The following is a 13,730-nucleotide window of genomic DNA, read 5'->3' on the forward strand; positions in this document are numbered from 1 at the left end:
ACCAGCCGATGAAGAACTCGGTGCGACCTCCTGTTCTGGCAATCTCCGCGAACAGGGACGAACCCGCTGCGACTGTATCGAGGGCTGCCGCGAGCGCCGCACTCAAGTCCTTCTCAGCGGACGCGCCGTCCATAATTCGGGCCGTCCAAAAGCCGGTCTCATAAGTCCCCGGCAAGGGCGTGTCTTTCGGCGTACGTCGAGGCTGACCAACCTGCCAAACCACACGGGGCGTTATCCCCAGCACGTTCGTGATGGCCTTCAAATCCATTGTCGGGTGTCTGACCCGAAGGCTAACGCTGTATCGATATTCGGCCATGCCGGGACGCAGCCCAACGAGGTTAGCAAGCGGTTTGTCGGGTTACGGCACCTTCGGCATCGTCCGCTCTCCACCTTACCCGGTCCGTTTCTATGTCCGCTCTCCGGCGACCGGGCTGGAGAGGTCCTCCCCGCGGCTCCGCGCCCTTAGCGGTCCTCGGCCTTCCTCCAGGAACACGACATTGCGAGCACCGGCCAAGCTCGATATCCGCAGCGCCCTGATGTCAAAAGCTGGGGGTCAAGCGGACTCGCTTGGAGCCAGCCATTGGATTTTCAACGAGCGCCCAGATGTGGTGATTGCCGCTTTCCGTGAGATTGTCGGGGAAGCTCGTCAGCAGCCGACGGAGGCCTTAGCCAGATAACGAGCGCCTATGGGGGGCGCGAGGTCTGCTTTTCACCTTCCCCGGCCCATTTCTATGTCCGCTCTCCGGCGCGAGGGCTGGAGAAGCCTTCCCCGCGGCTTCGCGCCCAAAGCCGACCTCTCCCTTCTGCCGGAATCCGGACGCCAGAGTCGTCCCCAAACCGCCGCGTGGGCCGCCATCAATGGCAGTTAATGGGGGTTGTCCGGACGAAGTTACCCCCGCCGTGTTTCGGACATTACGCGTCTCCGACTTCGGACGGCGCCCGCTACTGATTTTCGGGCTGAAGGCCCCCCGCCGGTGGGCGACCATTTTTGGTTCTAGAAAGGTCCACTTGGAGGCTGACAACCTGACGTGAGGAAGGAGCGAAACTCCCCATGATTTTTCGCGTTCGGATTCGGCGGAATGGGGAGGGGCTCAGGTGCTGTGTTGGCGTCTCGCTCTCGCGGCTCGACCAATGAAGGCGCCCATTCCTGCCGCCGCCAAGTTAGGTATAACCAGAAGGGAAAAAAGAGCCAAAATGAAGAGCCAGCCCCATTTCACTCTGAAGAGAGATGGGGTGATTTTTGAGAAAACAGATTCGAGGTCGGGGTCGGTCAAGATAACCACGAATGCTGTCAGCACTGCCCGATCAGGACGGTAAACGCCGAGCGCGAGACAGGGGAGCGCAGTGATCAAGGCTCCCGCCAAGAGCACGCCCCCAAACAGGAGCGGAGACTGGAAGAAATCGGGTAGGTGCACGAGAGGCATCAAGGGGTAAGCAAGGTAGGGCGTGACTATGACCGCGAACGCCAGCGCAAACAGATAGACGGCGTCGGCGTGGATATTCCATAGTAGAGCGCTGGTGAAGCATCCGGCGGCCCAACTAAGAGCGGGGCCCTCGGCCTCAAGCGTTTCGAACTCACCTTGCATCGCTTGCAGCCAAGCGGCTCGGTTTGTCGGGGCGACGGTGGCTGCCCGACCCATGAGCCAATGGGCGAACACACGGGAAAGGCTCATCCGAGGGCTCCTTTTGCGAGGACATTGGCTGGCGTCGGTTGCATAGCCGCGCGCAGCGCCGCACGGCCTGCCCCGGTCATTCGATAGGTGTGACGCGGTGGCCGACCCGGTTTTTCCGGCTCCAGCCATCGGCTCTCCAGCAAGCCCCGCTCATCCAACCGCACCAAGATCGGATAAAGGCTGCCCGATTTCAGTCCCGTAGCGGCGGCGATCTCCAGGCCGTAGCGCCATTGATCCGAGGAGGCGGAAAGCGCCTCTAGGACGGCGACGGTTTGAGGAGAGAGACGGCGATGGGCGACCATGAGTCCATTCTATATATGTAGAGTTCCTCTTCAAGCTGAATCTCCTCCTTGTGAAGGCCGATTAGCTACAGCCCGACTTTGGGCGGGTCACTCCCGCAGAGGACAGAGTAGAACCTCGTATCCCCCGCCCCTCGACGGGAGCGCTTCCCCCCGACCCTCAGGCCAGCTGCCGGCCAGACCGCGCCCGTTGCGGACTCTGACCTTCCTCCGGAAACACGACATGCCGAGCGCCGGCTAGGCTCGATTTCCGCCACGTCCTGATGTCCGGAGCTGGAGGCGGAGCGGACCGCCCTCGGCGCGCGCGCAGCCCCAAATAACAGCATAGGCAATCATTCGTGCCTTAAACGCGTTCGGCGTTAGCGTGTGCATGGCCGAAGCGCCATTTACAAGGCGTAACAATAATAACTGTAATGCTCCACCGTCATCGTCCACGGTGAAATCCGAGCTTGAGTTCGCCTCACACTCCATGTAACTGCATATGCAATTAGTGTTGCAGCGCTGGCGTTTGGCTGGCCCTGCGAGGTCGCCCCGCACCGGCAGTGCGAGTTCGGCCGCACACCTCTTTGTGCGGCTCGGATCGGCTCTGGGAACGGCATGGAAGGCAGGTCGGCGCGTCATGTGGATCGTCAAGCTCGCGCTGTCGCGGCCCTACACGTTCATCGTCATGGCGCTGTTGCTGCTGATCCTGGGACCGTTGGCGGCGATGAAAACGCCCACCGACATCTTCCCGAACATCGGCCTGCCCGTGGTCAGCGTGATCTACAACTACAGCGGCCTGCCGCCCCAGGAGATGGCCGACCGCATCACCGGAAGCTTCGAACGGGTCGCGCTGGTGACGGTGAACAACATCGAGCACGTGGAGTCCCAGTCCCTGACCGGGGTCTCGGTGATCAAGTTCTACTTCCAACCGGGCACCAAGATCGACCTTCCGACCGCTCAGCTCACCGCGGTGGCGCAGGCCTGGCAGAAGCAGCTCCCGCCTGGCATCACCCCGCCGCTGATCATCGGCTACAACGCCTCCAGCGTCCCGATCCTGCAACTCGCCTTATCCAGCCGGACCATCCCCGACTCCGGATTGTATGACGCGGCCAACAATTTCGTGCGTACGCAGCTGGCAGGCGTAGCGGGCGCCTCCGTCCCCTTCCCGTACGGCGGCCGTCTGCGCCAGATCCAGATCGACCTGGACCAACGCCTGCTGCAGGAACGCGGCCTGTCGGCCCAGGACGTCGACGACGCCATCAATCGCCAGAACCTGATCATCCCGGCCGGGACCCAGAAGATCGGCGCTTTCGAGTACAATATCCGGTTGAACGGCAGCCCGCTCGACGTGAAAGAGATCAACGACCTGCCAATCAAGGCGGTGAACGGGACGGTGGTCTACATCCATGACGTCGCCCACGTCCGTGACGGCTCGCCGCCCCAGACCAACATCGTGCAGGTGGACGGTCGACACGCCTCGCTGATGACCATCCAGAAGACCGGCGACGCTTCCACCCTGTCCATCATCGACGCGGTGAAGCAGCGCCTGCCCCAGATCCGCGCCGCGTCGCCGCCGGGCCTCGACGTCACCCCGATCGGCGATCAGTCGGTGTTCGTGAAGGCGGCGATCTCGGGGGTGGTCCGCGAGGGCGTGATCTCCGCGGCGCTCACCGGGCTGATGATCCTGCTGTTCCTGGGCAGTTGGCGCAGCACCCTGATCATCACGATCTCCATTCCGCTCTCGATCCTGGTCTCGATCCTGGGGCTCTCGGCGCTGGGGCAGACCATCAACATCATGACGCTCGGCGGCCTGGCGCTGGCGGTCGGCATCCTGGTCGACGACGCGACGGTGGCGATCGAGAACATCAACGCGCACCTGGAGCGGGGCGAGGAGGTCAACGCCGCCATCCTGGCGGGCGCGCACGAGATCGCGGTCCCGGCCCTGGTCGCGACCCTGTCGATCTGCATCGTGTTCGTGCCGATGTTCTTCCTGGGCGGGGTGGCGCAGTTCCTGTTCGTGCCGCTGGCCGAGGCGATCTGCTTCGCCATGCTGGCCTCCTATATTCTGTCGCGGACCCTGGTGCCGACGCTGGCCATGTATTGGTTGAAGGCGCACGCGCCGCATGAGCACGGCCGGATATCCCGCAATCCTCTCGCCCGCTTTCAGGCCGCGTTCGAGCGCGGGTTCGAGCGGTTGCGCCGCGGCTATCGAGGCGTGCTGGAGCGCGCGCTGGGCGCCCAGCGGATATTCATCGCCGCCTTCCTGGCCTTCGCCCTGGGTTCGCTGCTGCTCTTGCCCTTCCTGGGCAGCAACTTCTTCCCCGAGGTCGACAGCGGCCAGATCAAGCTTCACGTCCGCGCCCATCCAGGCTTGCGGGTCGAGGAGACCGCGCGGCTCTGCGACCAGGTCGAGGCCGAGGTCCGCCGACTGATCCCGCGCGGCGAGATCGCCAACGTGGTCGACAACATCGGCCTGCCGGTAAGCGGCATCAACCTGTCCTACAGCAACTCCGCGCCGACCACCGAGGCGGACGCCGACCTGTTCATCACCTTGTCGGAGAAGCATCACCCCACCGCCGGCTATGTGCGCGAACTGCGCCAGTCATTGCCCAAGGCCTTTCCGGGCGTGGAGTTCTCGTTCCTGCCCGCCGACATCGTCACCCAGATCATCAACTTCGGCCTGCCGGCCCCGGTGGACGTGCAGATCCGCGGCTTCAAGCTGGCCGAGGACAACGTGGTCGGCCAGGAACTGCTGAAGAAAATCCGCGCCGTGCCTGGCATCGTCGACGCCCGCATCCAGCAGTCGTTCGACTATCCGGAGTTCAACGTGAAGGTCGACCGCGCGCGGGCTCAGGAACTTGGCCTCAGCCAGCGCGATGTGGCCAACGACCTGCTCTATTCCCTGTCGGGCAGCTTCCAGACCCAGCCCGCCTTCTGGCTCGACACCAAGACCGGCGTCGACTACCCGCTGGTGGCCCAGACCCCGCAAGACCAGCTCGGCACGCTCGATACGCTGCGCAACCTGCCCCTGACCGCCTCGGGCGTGAACAAGCCGCAGATCCTGGGCGGGATCAGCACCATCACCCGCGGTGTCGGTCCATCGGTGGTGTCCCACTACAACGTCGCGCCGACCATCGACATCTACGCGGCCGTGCAGGGCCGCGATCTGGGCGCGGTGTCCAGGGACCTCCAGAAAATCGTCGCCCAGGCCCAACATAAGTTGCCCAAGGGCTCGCAGATGACCGTGCGGGGCCAGGTGCAGACGATGAACACCTCGTTCGCGGCCCTGTTTGCCGGCCTCGCCTTCGCGATCCTGCTCGTCTACTTGTTGATCGTCGTCAACTTCCAGTCCTGGATCGACGCCTTCATCATCATCACCGCCCTGCCGGGCGCCCTGGCCGGCATCGTCTGGATGCTGTTCCTCACCCACACCCCGCTGAGTGTGCCGGCCCTGACCGGGGCGATCATGTGCGTGGGCGTAGCCACGGCCAACAGCATCCTGGTGGTCAGCTTCGCCCGCGACGGCCTGCGCGAAGGCGGGCTCGATCCGATCAAGGCGGCGCTGGAAGCCGGGTTCGGCCGCTTCCGGCCTGTGCTGATGACCGCGCTGGCGATGATCATCGGCATGATCCCCATGGCGCTGGGCCTGGGCGAGGGCGGCGAGCAGAACGCGCCGCTAGGCCGCGCCGTGATCGGCGGCTTGTGCCTCGCCACGGTGGCCACCCTGCTGTTCGTCCCCACCGTCTTCAGCCTGATCCACGGGCGGACCCGCCGTTCGCCCCCGTCCCCATCCCACCCGCACGGACCGCACACGCCGCCCGTGCCCATCCTGGAGGCTCACGCATGAGCGACGTCCACGCCGGCCAAGGCCGCCGCCGGCTCTTGCTCTGGGGCGGCGCAGCCGCGGTTCTCGTCCTGGTCCTGGCCGGAGGCGGGATCTGGTCGCGGCTGCACACCGAACAGGCGCTAGCGGCGGACACCCAGGCCAACACCGCCCCCTTCGTCACCGTCGCCAAGGTCCGCCAGAGCCCCGCGGTCGAGGAGATCGTTTTGCCTGGACAGGTGCGGGCCCGCTACGAGACCCCAATCTACGCCCGCACCAACGGCTACGTGAAGCGTTGGCTGACCGACATCGGGGCCCACGTGAAGGCGGGCCAACTGCTGGCGGAGATCGAGACGCCCGAGATGGATCAACAGCTCCGCCAATCCGAGGCGGACCTGAAGACCGCCCAGGCCAACGACGTGGTCGCCCAGGCCACCGCCAAGCGGGTGCGCGCCCTGCTGCCGACCCAGTCGGTCTCCAAGGAGCAAGACGACCAAGCCTCCAGCGACGCCGCCGCCCGTTCTTCGGCGGTGGTCTCCAACCAGGCCAATGTCGAGCGGCTGAAGCGGCTGGTCGGGTTCGAGCGCGTGGTGGCGCCCTATGATGGAGTGGTCACCGCGCGGTCCACCGACATAGGCAACCTGATCAACTCCGGCAGCGGCCAGGGTACGGAACTGTTCCGCCTCGCCGACGAGAAGACGCTGCGAATCTACGTCCAGGCCCCGCAGACCTACGCCGCCCTGATCCGCGCCGGGGCCGAGGTCTCGCTCCGGTTCCCGGAATATCCGGGCCGCGAGTTCAAGGCCACGCTGGTGCGCACGGCCACGGCCATCGATCCCTCCGACCAGACCCTGCTGGTCGAGCTGGAGGCGGACAACGCCAACGGCGAGCTGTTCCCCGGCGGTTATACCGAGGTCCACTTCAAGCTGCCCGTGGCGCGCCGGGCCAGCGTGATCTCCGCCAACGCCTTGCTGTTCCGCGCCGAGGGTATGCGGGTCGCCACTGTGGGCACGGACGGACGGGCGGTGCTGAAAGCCGTGCAGATCGGTCACGATCTGGGGACCGACGTGGAGATCGTCGATGGGCTCGGGCCTCAGGAGCAGGTGATCCTGAGCCCGCCCGCCTCGATCGAGACCGGCGACCGCGTGCGGATCGCCACCGCGACCCGGCAGGCGCCGCGATGATCGCCCGCCGACGCCTCCATATCCTCCTGACCTGTGCGGGGACCCTGGCGCTAACCGCCTGCAACCTTGCGCCGCCCTATATCCCTCCGACGGTCGACAAGCCCCCCGCCTTCAAGGAGACCGACGGATGGGCGCTCGCCCAGCCGCAGGACACAGCCCCCAGGGGCGCGTGGTGGACGGTGTTCGCCGATCCCGACCTGGACCGGCTGGAGGAACAGACCACCGCAGCCAACCAAGACCTGCAGGCCGCCGTCGCCAACTACGATTCAGCGCGCGCCCAGGCGCGCATCGCCAAGGCGGGGCTGTTCCCGACCCTGGACGCCGACGGCTCGGTCTCGCGGGTCAGGCTGTCGCGCGATGCGGCCAATCCGCTGCCGAACAAGGACTACGCCAATTACGGCCTGGGCCTCGACCTGCAGTATGAGGTCGACGTCTGGGGCCGGGTGCGCAATCAGGCGCGCGCCGGCCGCGCACGAGCCCAGGCCGCCGGCGGCGATCTGGCCGAGGTCGGCCTCAGCCTGCATGAGGAGGTGGCGGTCGACTACTTCACCCTGCGCGGCGACGACGCCCAGCAGCAGGTGCTCGACGATACCGTGAAGGCCTATGACAAGGCCTACGAGTTGACGCGGGCGCGCTTCGACGCGGGGTACGCCGGCGAGCCGGAAGTGGCCGCGGCCGAGGCGCAGTACAAGCTGGCCCAGACCCAGACCGAGGACATCCGGCTGCAGCGCGCCCAGCTGGAACACAGCCTGGCGATCCTGACCGGCCAGCCCCCCGCCAGGTTCAGCCTGGCGCCGCGGACAATCTCCGCGACGCCGCCTGAGGTGGCTGAAGTGCTTCCGGCGGCGCTGCTGCAGCGGCGTCCGGACATCGCGGCGGCCGAGCGACGGGTCGAGGCGGCCAACGCCGATATCGGCGTGGCGCGTGCGGCCTATTATCCGGCGTTTAACCTGAACGCTGTGCTTGGGCTGCAGGCGGCCGAGCCAAGCCGGGTGTTCAGCGCCCCGGCGCAGGCCTGGTCGGTCGGCCCTGAGGGACTGGTCAACCTTTTCGACGGCGGACGCCGCCGGGGCCTGAACCAGCAGGCCAGAGCCGCCTACGCCGCCACCGTCGCCGCCTACCGCCAGACTGTCCTGGACGCCTACGGCCAGGTGGAGGACAGCCTGGCCAGCGTTCGCCAGCTGCGCAAGGAGGCGGATAGCCAGGACGCCGGCGTGGCCGCGGCAGCCCGTTCGACCGGCCAGGCGAACCGGCTGTTCTCGGGTGGGCTCTCGACCTACTACGACGTCGTGACCGCTCAGAACGTCGAGCTGGCCGCCAAACTGACGGCGGTGCGGATCCACGCCCAGCGAATGGTCGCCGCGGTGCAACTGATCCGCGCGCTTGGCGGCGGCTGGGAAGCGGCATCCGCCCCGCCGCCTCCGGCGGGACGGTCCGGGGCCTGATTGCGCGGCCCAACATCGCCAACATATACAAACCTGTCCGGGGTCGCCGGACTCCGAGGGAGGCGTCCCGCAGAAGGGTGAAGCAGATGGTTCGGTCTGACAGGGAAACGGGTGCGGATGCGGCGGGCGGACCCGGGATCGATCCCAGCATCGGCCTTTGCCACTGCGGCGCACTTCGCAAAGCCTCGCGCAAGATCTCGCTGCTCTACGACGCGGCCCTTGCGCCGCACGGGATCAAGGTGACCCAGCGCTCGATCCTGAACCATATCGCCGGCGCGGGCGCGCCGGCCATCAACGAACTGGCCGCAGCCATGGTCATGGACGCCGGCGCCATGACCCGGTCGCTGCGGCCGCTGGAGCGTGAGGGTTGGGTGCAGAGCCTGGCCGACCCGAAGGACCGGCGCTTCCGCCACGTGGTGCTGACCGAGGCGGGCAAGCAGAAGCTGGCCGAAACCGCCGCCGCCTGGGCTCTGGCTCACGACTCGTTCCAGTACGCCTTCGGCGACGACGCCGACGCCGACGCGCTAAAGATGTTGCTGGCGCGGATCATCACTCGGGACTTCTCCGACGCCTTCACTAGCCACGCCCATTCGAGGCGCGCGGCCCGGGCCTGACGGGCTCAAGCGGTGGAGCTTAACCGATGGCTATGAATTTCAGCCTGCGGCGCCGCAAAAGACATGACATTGCGGAAGAGGATGACGGCCACCTCGCCCGCAGAGGCCTCAAACTCCCGCTGAACCGCTTCCCACAAAGACAGGCCCTCTTCGGTTTTGCTCAAGCCGGCAGGAGAGAGATGAAAGGTTACAGCCCTTCCCACCTTTTTCATCGCCCTCCACCAGGTGAGGCGGAATTCGAGACGCCACGGCAGTTTCGCGCCCTGTGTGGACGGCTCTCCGTTGGCAAGGGTTTCGTTGAGCTTCGTGCAGAGATGGTCGGTGCGGCCATGTGTACGGCCTGGTGATGCGGTGCTGAAGACCGCAGGCCATGATGCCATTCTCGCGGATCGAGCCCCAACCATTTGCACGCACTTGATGTGCTGGGCGCAAAAACGGGGTTTCTCAATCCGGCGGTTCTAACCGGCTTTCTGCGTCAGCTCAGTTCGCCCTTTCCAACCTCTTCAGCGCAGCCAGTGTGCGCCTAGCTTTAGGCGGCAAGCGGTTCGCGATAGCGCTCGCCGCTTGTCATTATCGCCCAGATTGTGCGTGCGGTCTTGTTGGCCAGAGCCACGGCAGCGACCTTCGGCCTACGCCGGGTCAGAAGCTGCGTCAGCCAAGGCCGCCGCTCAGCGGAGCGTGCGGCTTGCCTGACGACGGCCATGGCGCCGACCACGAGCATCTGGCGCAGGTAACGATGACCCGCCTTGCTGATCGAGCCGAGGCGCTCTTTCCCGCCGCTGGAGTTCTGGCGAGGAACCAAGCCGATCCACGCGGCGAGGTCGCGCCCGGATCTGAAGATGGCCGGGTCGGCGACCGCCGCCACCAAGGCGCTGGCCAGCACCGGCCCAACGCCGGGGATCCCCATCAACCTGCGCCCGAGTTCGGTGCGCCGCGCGTCGGCGATGACGCGCCGATCGTTCTCAAGGATCTGCTCCTTTACGACGGTGAGCTGGGCCGCCAGCATCTTCAGACAGGTGCGCGCGTCGTTTGGGACACGCCGGTCTTCGGTGCTCTCGATGACGCCGAGGAGCCGCTCCATGCCGAGACGCCCGATGGGGGCGACAATGCCAAACTCGGCCAGATGGGCGCGCATGGCGTTGGTCAGCTGAGTACGCTGCCGGCAGAGGACGAGCCTCACACGATGCAACATCATGGCGCTCTGCTGTTCAGGGGTCTTGATGGCCACAAAACGCATCGTTGGACGGGTGACTGCTTCGCAGATCGCCTCGGCATCCGCCGCGTCGTTCTTCCCGCGTTTGACGTAGGGCTTCACGTACTGTGCGGGCATGAGCTTCACTTGATGGCCAAGCGCCATCAGCTCGCGGGCCCAGTAATGCGATGAGGCGCACGCCTCCATGCCCACCAGACATGCCGGCTGCTTGGCGAAGAACGCCACCAACTGAGATCGTCGGATCTGCCGGCGGACCACCACGCCGCCCGCCGCATCCACTCCGTGCACCTGGAACACCGACTTCGCGAGGTCCAAACCAATCGTGACGACCTGACCCATAGCTCTCTCCTGTTCTGCAGAAGCCTATGCTCCCGCGGGGGTGGAGAGCCGTCCACCGCATCATTTGCGGACTCGAGCCTTCATCCGGGAACACGACATCACGAGCGGCGGACAGGCTCGATTTCTGCTGCGGCGCGACGTCCGGGAGCCGGAGGGTAAGCGGACTTGCCAAGGGGGCCTTTCAACAAATCTATTCGTCGGCGTAAAGCCACGCTTTCTAGCTTAGGATGTCTACGTCAGCGGACTGCCTGCGGTCGCCAGACGGCGAGCCGCCAGCGCCCCCACCAGCAGGATGGCGCCCAGGGCGATGAAGGAGGCGGCGCGGATAGCACCGGATAGATGTGCCATGTCGAACAGAAATACCTTGGCGGCAGTGAACAACAGCACTCCCAGCCCGACCCCAGTCACGGCGCCGATCCGTGTTCGAGCGCCTGCAACCAGCACGGCGAGCCCGTACAGCGCCCAGGCCGCGGAGAATGTCCAGGTCTCCAGGCTCAGCTCGTGCTGAGCCACGCGCATAGCGCCACCGTGGAATGCGAACCGGACTGCCAAGGTCAAGGCCGCGAACAGCTCCACCGCCGACACGGTCCAGGCCGCCGCCGCCAGCGGGCCCGATGTCCGACGCGCGGTTCCGACCGCCAATCCCACGCCGAGCCCATAGCCCAAAGCCAGCAGCAGAGGCGCGCGGAGTCTGCCCTCTACCGGCCCCCACCAAGGACTGGCGAAATAGCAGAGCAGCAGGCCACTTACAGCGAGCAGCCCCCAGGTCAGGGCGTCGATGATGGGATCGCTTGCTCCTTCGACCACAATGTCGAGCCGGCTCCGCAAGGCCTTCAGCCCCACCGCAAAGCCTATAGCCGCCGCGCCGTATGCAGCAATCTCGGCGTAGCTGAACCCGCCGCTCAGGTCCGCGCCATGGAATAGCCGTCGCAGCTCGCTCACCAGCCAGAGCGCCACGAAGAGAGCCCCCGCCCCTACCGAAACCCGCGCGGCCAGCCTCGACACCCGTATCAGCCCTCGCGCGGTCCAGATGAGCAGCAGCCCAGGCGCCAGCAGGCCCGGCAGGAGGTCGTCGGCCATCGGCGGCCCGCCTACGACGCCGCCCTCGCCCCACCAGGGATGCAACATCCCACCTTGCAGGACCAGGCCGTGGAGGAGTCCGACCCCGACCAGGACGGGTCCGCGCCACTGACCAAGCCGACCCGAGCCCCGCCGAGCGGACAGGGCTAGGCCCGAGGCAAGCAGGAGCAGGGTGCGCAGCGAAGCGTCCATGAAAGTGTCGATCGGGCCTGCGGACGCGCCGTGCGGGGCCGTTACGACCCGCAGCGCCAGGAAGCCGCCCAGCAGGGTCGTCAGCACCACCAGGGTCGAGGCCGTCTCGGCCACGTTGGACCCCGTCCTGGCGCGCCTCAGCATCGCCCAGGCTCCGAGTTGGACCAACGCCGCGCCGCCGCCGGTCCCGAGGATCGTCAGAAGGTGTCCGGAGCCGTCCAGCGCTGGACGCGCGATCTGCGGGTTCAGCAGGGCTGCGAAGCTGGCGAGGCCGGCGACGGCGGCCGCTTCGGCCAGGCCCCGCCACCGCAGGCGAGCGGCCAGCGCCGCCAGGGCGAGGCCCAGGCCCGCATAGGCCACCGGCGACCACTCCACGGGCGTGACCGCATGGATCGCGAGCGCTACGGTCTCCGCCGAAGCGCCGACCCAGGCTGCCACTCGCAGGTCGCTCTCCGCGGCCTTCGTCTGGCGAGCGAAGCCGGCCGCGCCGAGAGCGAGGACGAGGCCGACGGCGGCCTCCAGGGCCGCATGGCCTAGCGGCAGGGTGCGGGCGAGGGTCCGGTCGGCCAAGGTCAGGGCGACAGCCACGCTCGCGGCGGAGATCGTGGCGGAGACCAGCCCCCTGACGCCGCGCCCAGCCGCGAAGCCGGAACCCGCAACGGCGGCCAGCATGAGCGCGAACCAGAGGAACAGGCTAGGGGCGATGGTCCCATCGCCGCTGATGGCGACCGCAGCCAGCAGGACCACGCCGGCGGGCGCGACGAGCAGGTAGCGGGGCGGGTATCCGCGCCGCAGAGTGATCGCCGCCGTCCCACAGGCGGCCACCATGGCGAAGGCCGATAAGATGGGGCCATGGGACTCGGCCGCCGTCCACCCTAAAGCCAGCACCCACAGCACGATGGCGAACAGGCTCGTCAAGGCCACGGCTACCGTGGGAAGCCAGGCGACCAGGCCGCTCAACGTCCCGCGACGCTGGCTGAGGATCGCGGCGCTCAGGGCCAACATCGGCGTGGCGCATACCAGCACCCCTGCCCCGTCCACATCCGCCGCGTTCAGCCGCGCCACGATCCAGATCGAGGCGCCCGCCAGCGCCAGCATTCCGGTCCGCCCCCAGGCCCGTAGCGCGGCAACCCCGAGGCCGGTGGCCAGGATCAAGCCGGCGTAGCTGTCGACCACCCCGCCCCAAGCCCCCGCATCGGTGACCACGGGAACGGCATAGGCCGCAGCAACCGCCAGCAGGCCCAGCGCTTCGCCGTGCAGCACGGCCAGGGCCAGCAAGCCCAGAGAGACCGCTATCAGACCCACCGCCGCCGGCGCCGCTGGGATGAAGCCATAGAGGCTGTGCGCCGCCCAGAAGGCGCCATAGAGCGTCGCCGCCCCGGCGGCCGTGACCAGGGCCGAGACCAGGGCGGTATTGTCGCCCTCGCCGCGCGGGCGGCGGCGCAGCATCTCGCCGAGACCTAGCGCCCCCAGGCCCAGGGCGAAAGCCGCGGCGATCCGGAATGCCGGCGTGAAGAAGCCGCGCTCGGCCGCATAGGCCACCAGCAGCACGCCGCCTAGGGCCAGGGCCCCGCCGCCCAACCAGGCCAATCCGTTCTCGGTTAGCCAGTTCGTGGCCGAGCGGATGAGCTCCACGGGAGTCTGGGTTGCTATGTCGGGCGCCGGAAGCGGTCTCGCGGGGCTCGCGGCTGGCTGCTTTTCGGCTGGAGTTGTGGGGGATTGTTCCGGGCCCGCCAGGTGAGACCAGGCGAAATCAGGGATTCTGTCAGGTTGCCGCAGGAGCCCAGGTTCAGGCTCCGGGGCCGGCGTGGGTTCAGGCCGATGCTCCGACGGGACAGTCGCAGCCGTTCGACGTGCTTCAGCGGATTCCACAAGCTGAGCGACCT

At 67.0% G+C, this 13,730-nt stretch carries 10 protein-coding genes; 4 read left to right on the plus strand and 6 right to left on the minus strand.

Annotated features, from left to right (window positions below; translation table 11 throughout):
• The 3 genes from GSQ87_RS22390 to GSQ87_RS03190 form a co-directional block, all read right to left on the minus strand.
• The coding region (locus GSQ87_RS22390; RefSeq protein WP_216838944.1) for a hypothetical protein at window positions 1–268 on the minus strand (268 nt) is incomplete at its 3' end.
• An 823-nt stretch (window positions 269–1,091) separates the two neighbouring features.
• Window positions 1,092–1,673, minus strand: a complete 582-nt coding sequence (locus GSQ87_RS03185) for a hypothetical protein (RefSeq protein WP_158913141.1) — start codon at window positions 1,671–1,673, stop codon at window positions 1,092–1,094.
• Entirely contained in the window at window positions 1,670–1,975 is a 306-nt protein-coding gene (locus GSQ87_RS03190; protein WP_158913142.1) for a PadR family transcriptional regulator, read from the minus strand. The genes GSQ87_RS03185 and GSQ87_RS03190 overlap by 4 nt, the downstream gene beginning before the upstream one ends.
• Window positions 1,976–2,591: 616 nt before the next feature.
• Between GSQ87_RS03190 and GSQ87_RS03195 the strand changes: the two genes are divergently transcribed.
• The 4 genes from GSQ87_RS03195 to GSQ87_RS03210 all read left to right on the plus strand — a co-directional run bounded on the left by GSQ87_RS03195 (window position 2,592) and on the right by GSQ87_RS03210 (window position 9,020).
• Entirely contained in the window at window positions 2,592–5,801 is a 3,210-nt protein-coding gene (locus GSQ87_RS03195) for an efflux RND transporter permease subunit (RefSeq protein ID WP_158913143.1), read from the plus strand.
• The gene (locus tag GSQ87_RS03200; protein ID WP_158913144.1) at window positions 5,798–6,961 is read left to right on the plus strand and encodes an efflux RND transporter periplasmic adaptor subunit; all 1,164 of its coding nucleotides are present in this window, start codon (window positions 5,798–5,800) and stop codon (window positions 6,959–6,961) included. The genes GSQ87_RS03195 and GSQ87_RS03200 overlap by 4 nt, the downstream gene beginning before the upstream one ends.
• Window positions 6,958–8,406, plus strand: coding sequence for an efflux transporter outer membrane subunit (locus tag GSQ87_RS03205; RefSeq protein ID WP_158913145.1), 1,449 nt, complete (start codon window positions 6,958–6,960; stop codon window positions 8,404–8,406). Before GSQ87_RS03200 ends, GSQ87_RS03205 begins: the two co-directional genes overlap by 4 nt.
• Before the next feature lie 86 nt (window positions 8,407–8,492).
• Window positions 8,493–9,020, plus strand: a complete 528-nt coding sequence (locus tag GSQ87_RS03210) for a MarR family winged helix-turn-helix transcriptional regulator (RefSeq protein ID WP_158913147.1) — start codon at window positions 8,493–8,495, stop codon at window positions 9,018–9,020.
• A gap of 5 nt (window positions 9,021–9,025) precedes the next feature.
• Here GSQ87_RS03210 and GSQ87_RS03215 read toward each other — a convergent pair whose 3' ends face one another.
• From GSQ87_RS03215 to GSQ87_RS03225, 3 genes are all read right to left on the minus strand, one after another.
• Window positions 9,026–9,400, minus strand: a complete 375-nt coding sequence (locus tag GSQ87_RS03215) for a hypothetical protein (RefSeq protein ID WP_158913149.1) — start codon at window positions 9,398–9,400, stop codon at window positions 9,026–9,028.
• 149 nt (window positions 9,401–9,549) lie between these two features.
• Window positions 9,550–10,572, minus strand: coding sequence for an IS110 family transposase (locus GSQ87_RS03220; protein ID WP_158913151.1), 1,023 nt, complete (start codon window positions 10,570–10,572; stop codon window positions 9,550–9,552).
• Between the two features lie 231 nt (window positions 10,573–10,803).
• Window positions 10,804–13,434, minus strand: coding sequence for a DUF2339 domain-containing protein (locus GSQ87_RS03225; protein WP_216838945.1), 2,631 nt, complete (start codon window positions 13,432–13,434; stop codon window positions 10,804–10,806).
• Window positions 13,435–13,730: the final 296 nt, after the last annotated feature.

The organism is Caulobacter sp. S45 (assembly GCF_009765965.1).
In the GTDB taxonomy this organism is placed as follows: domain Bacteria; phylum Pseudomonadota; class Alphaproteobacteria; order Caulobacterales; family Caulobacteraceae; genus CAHJWH01.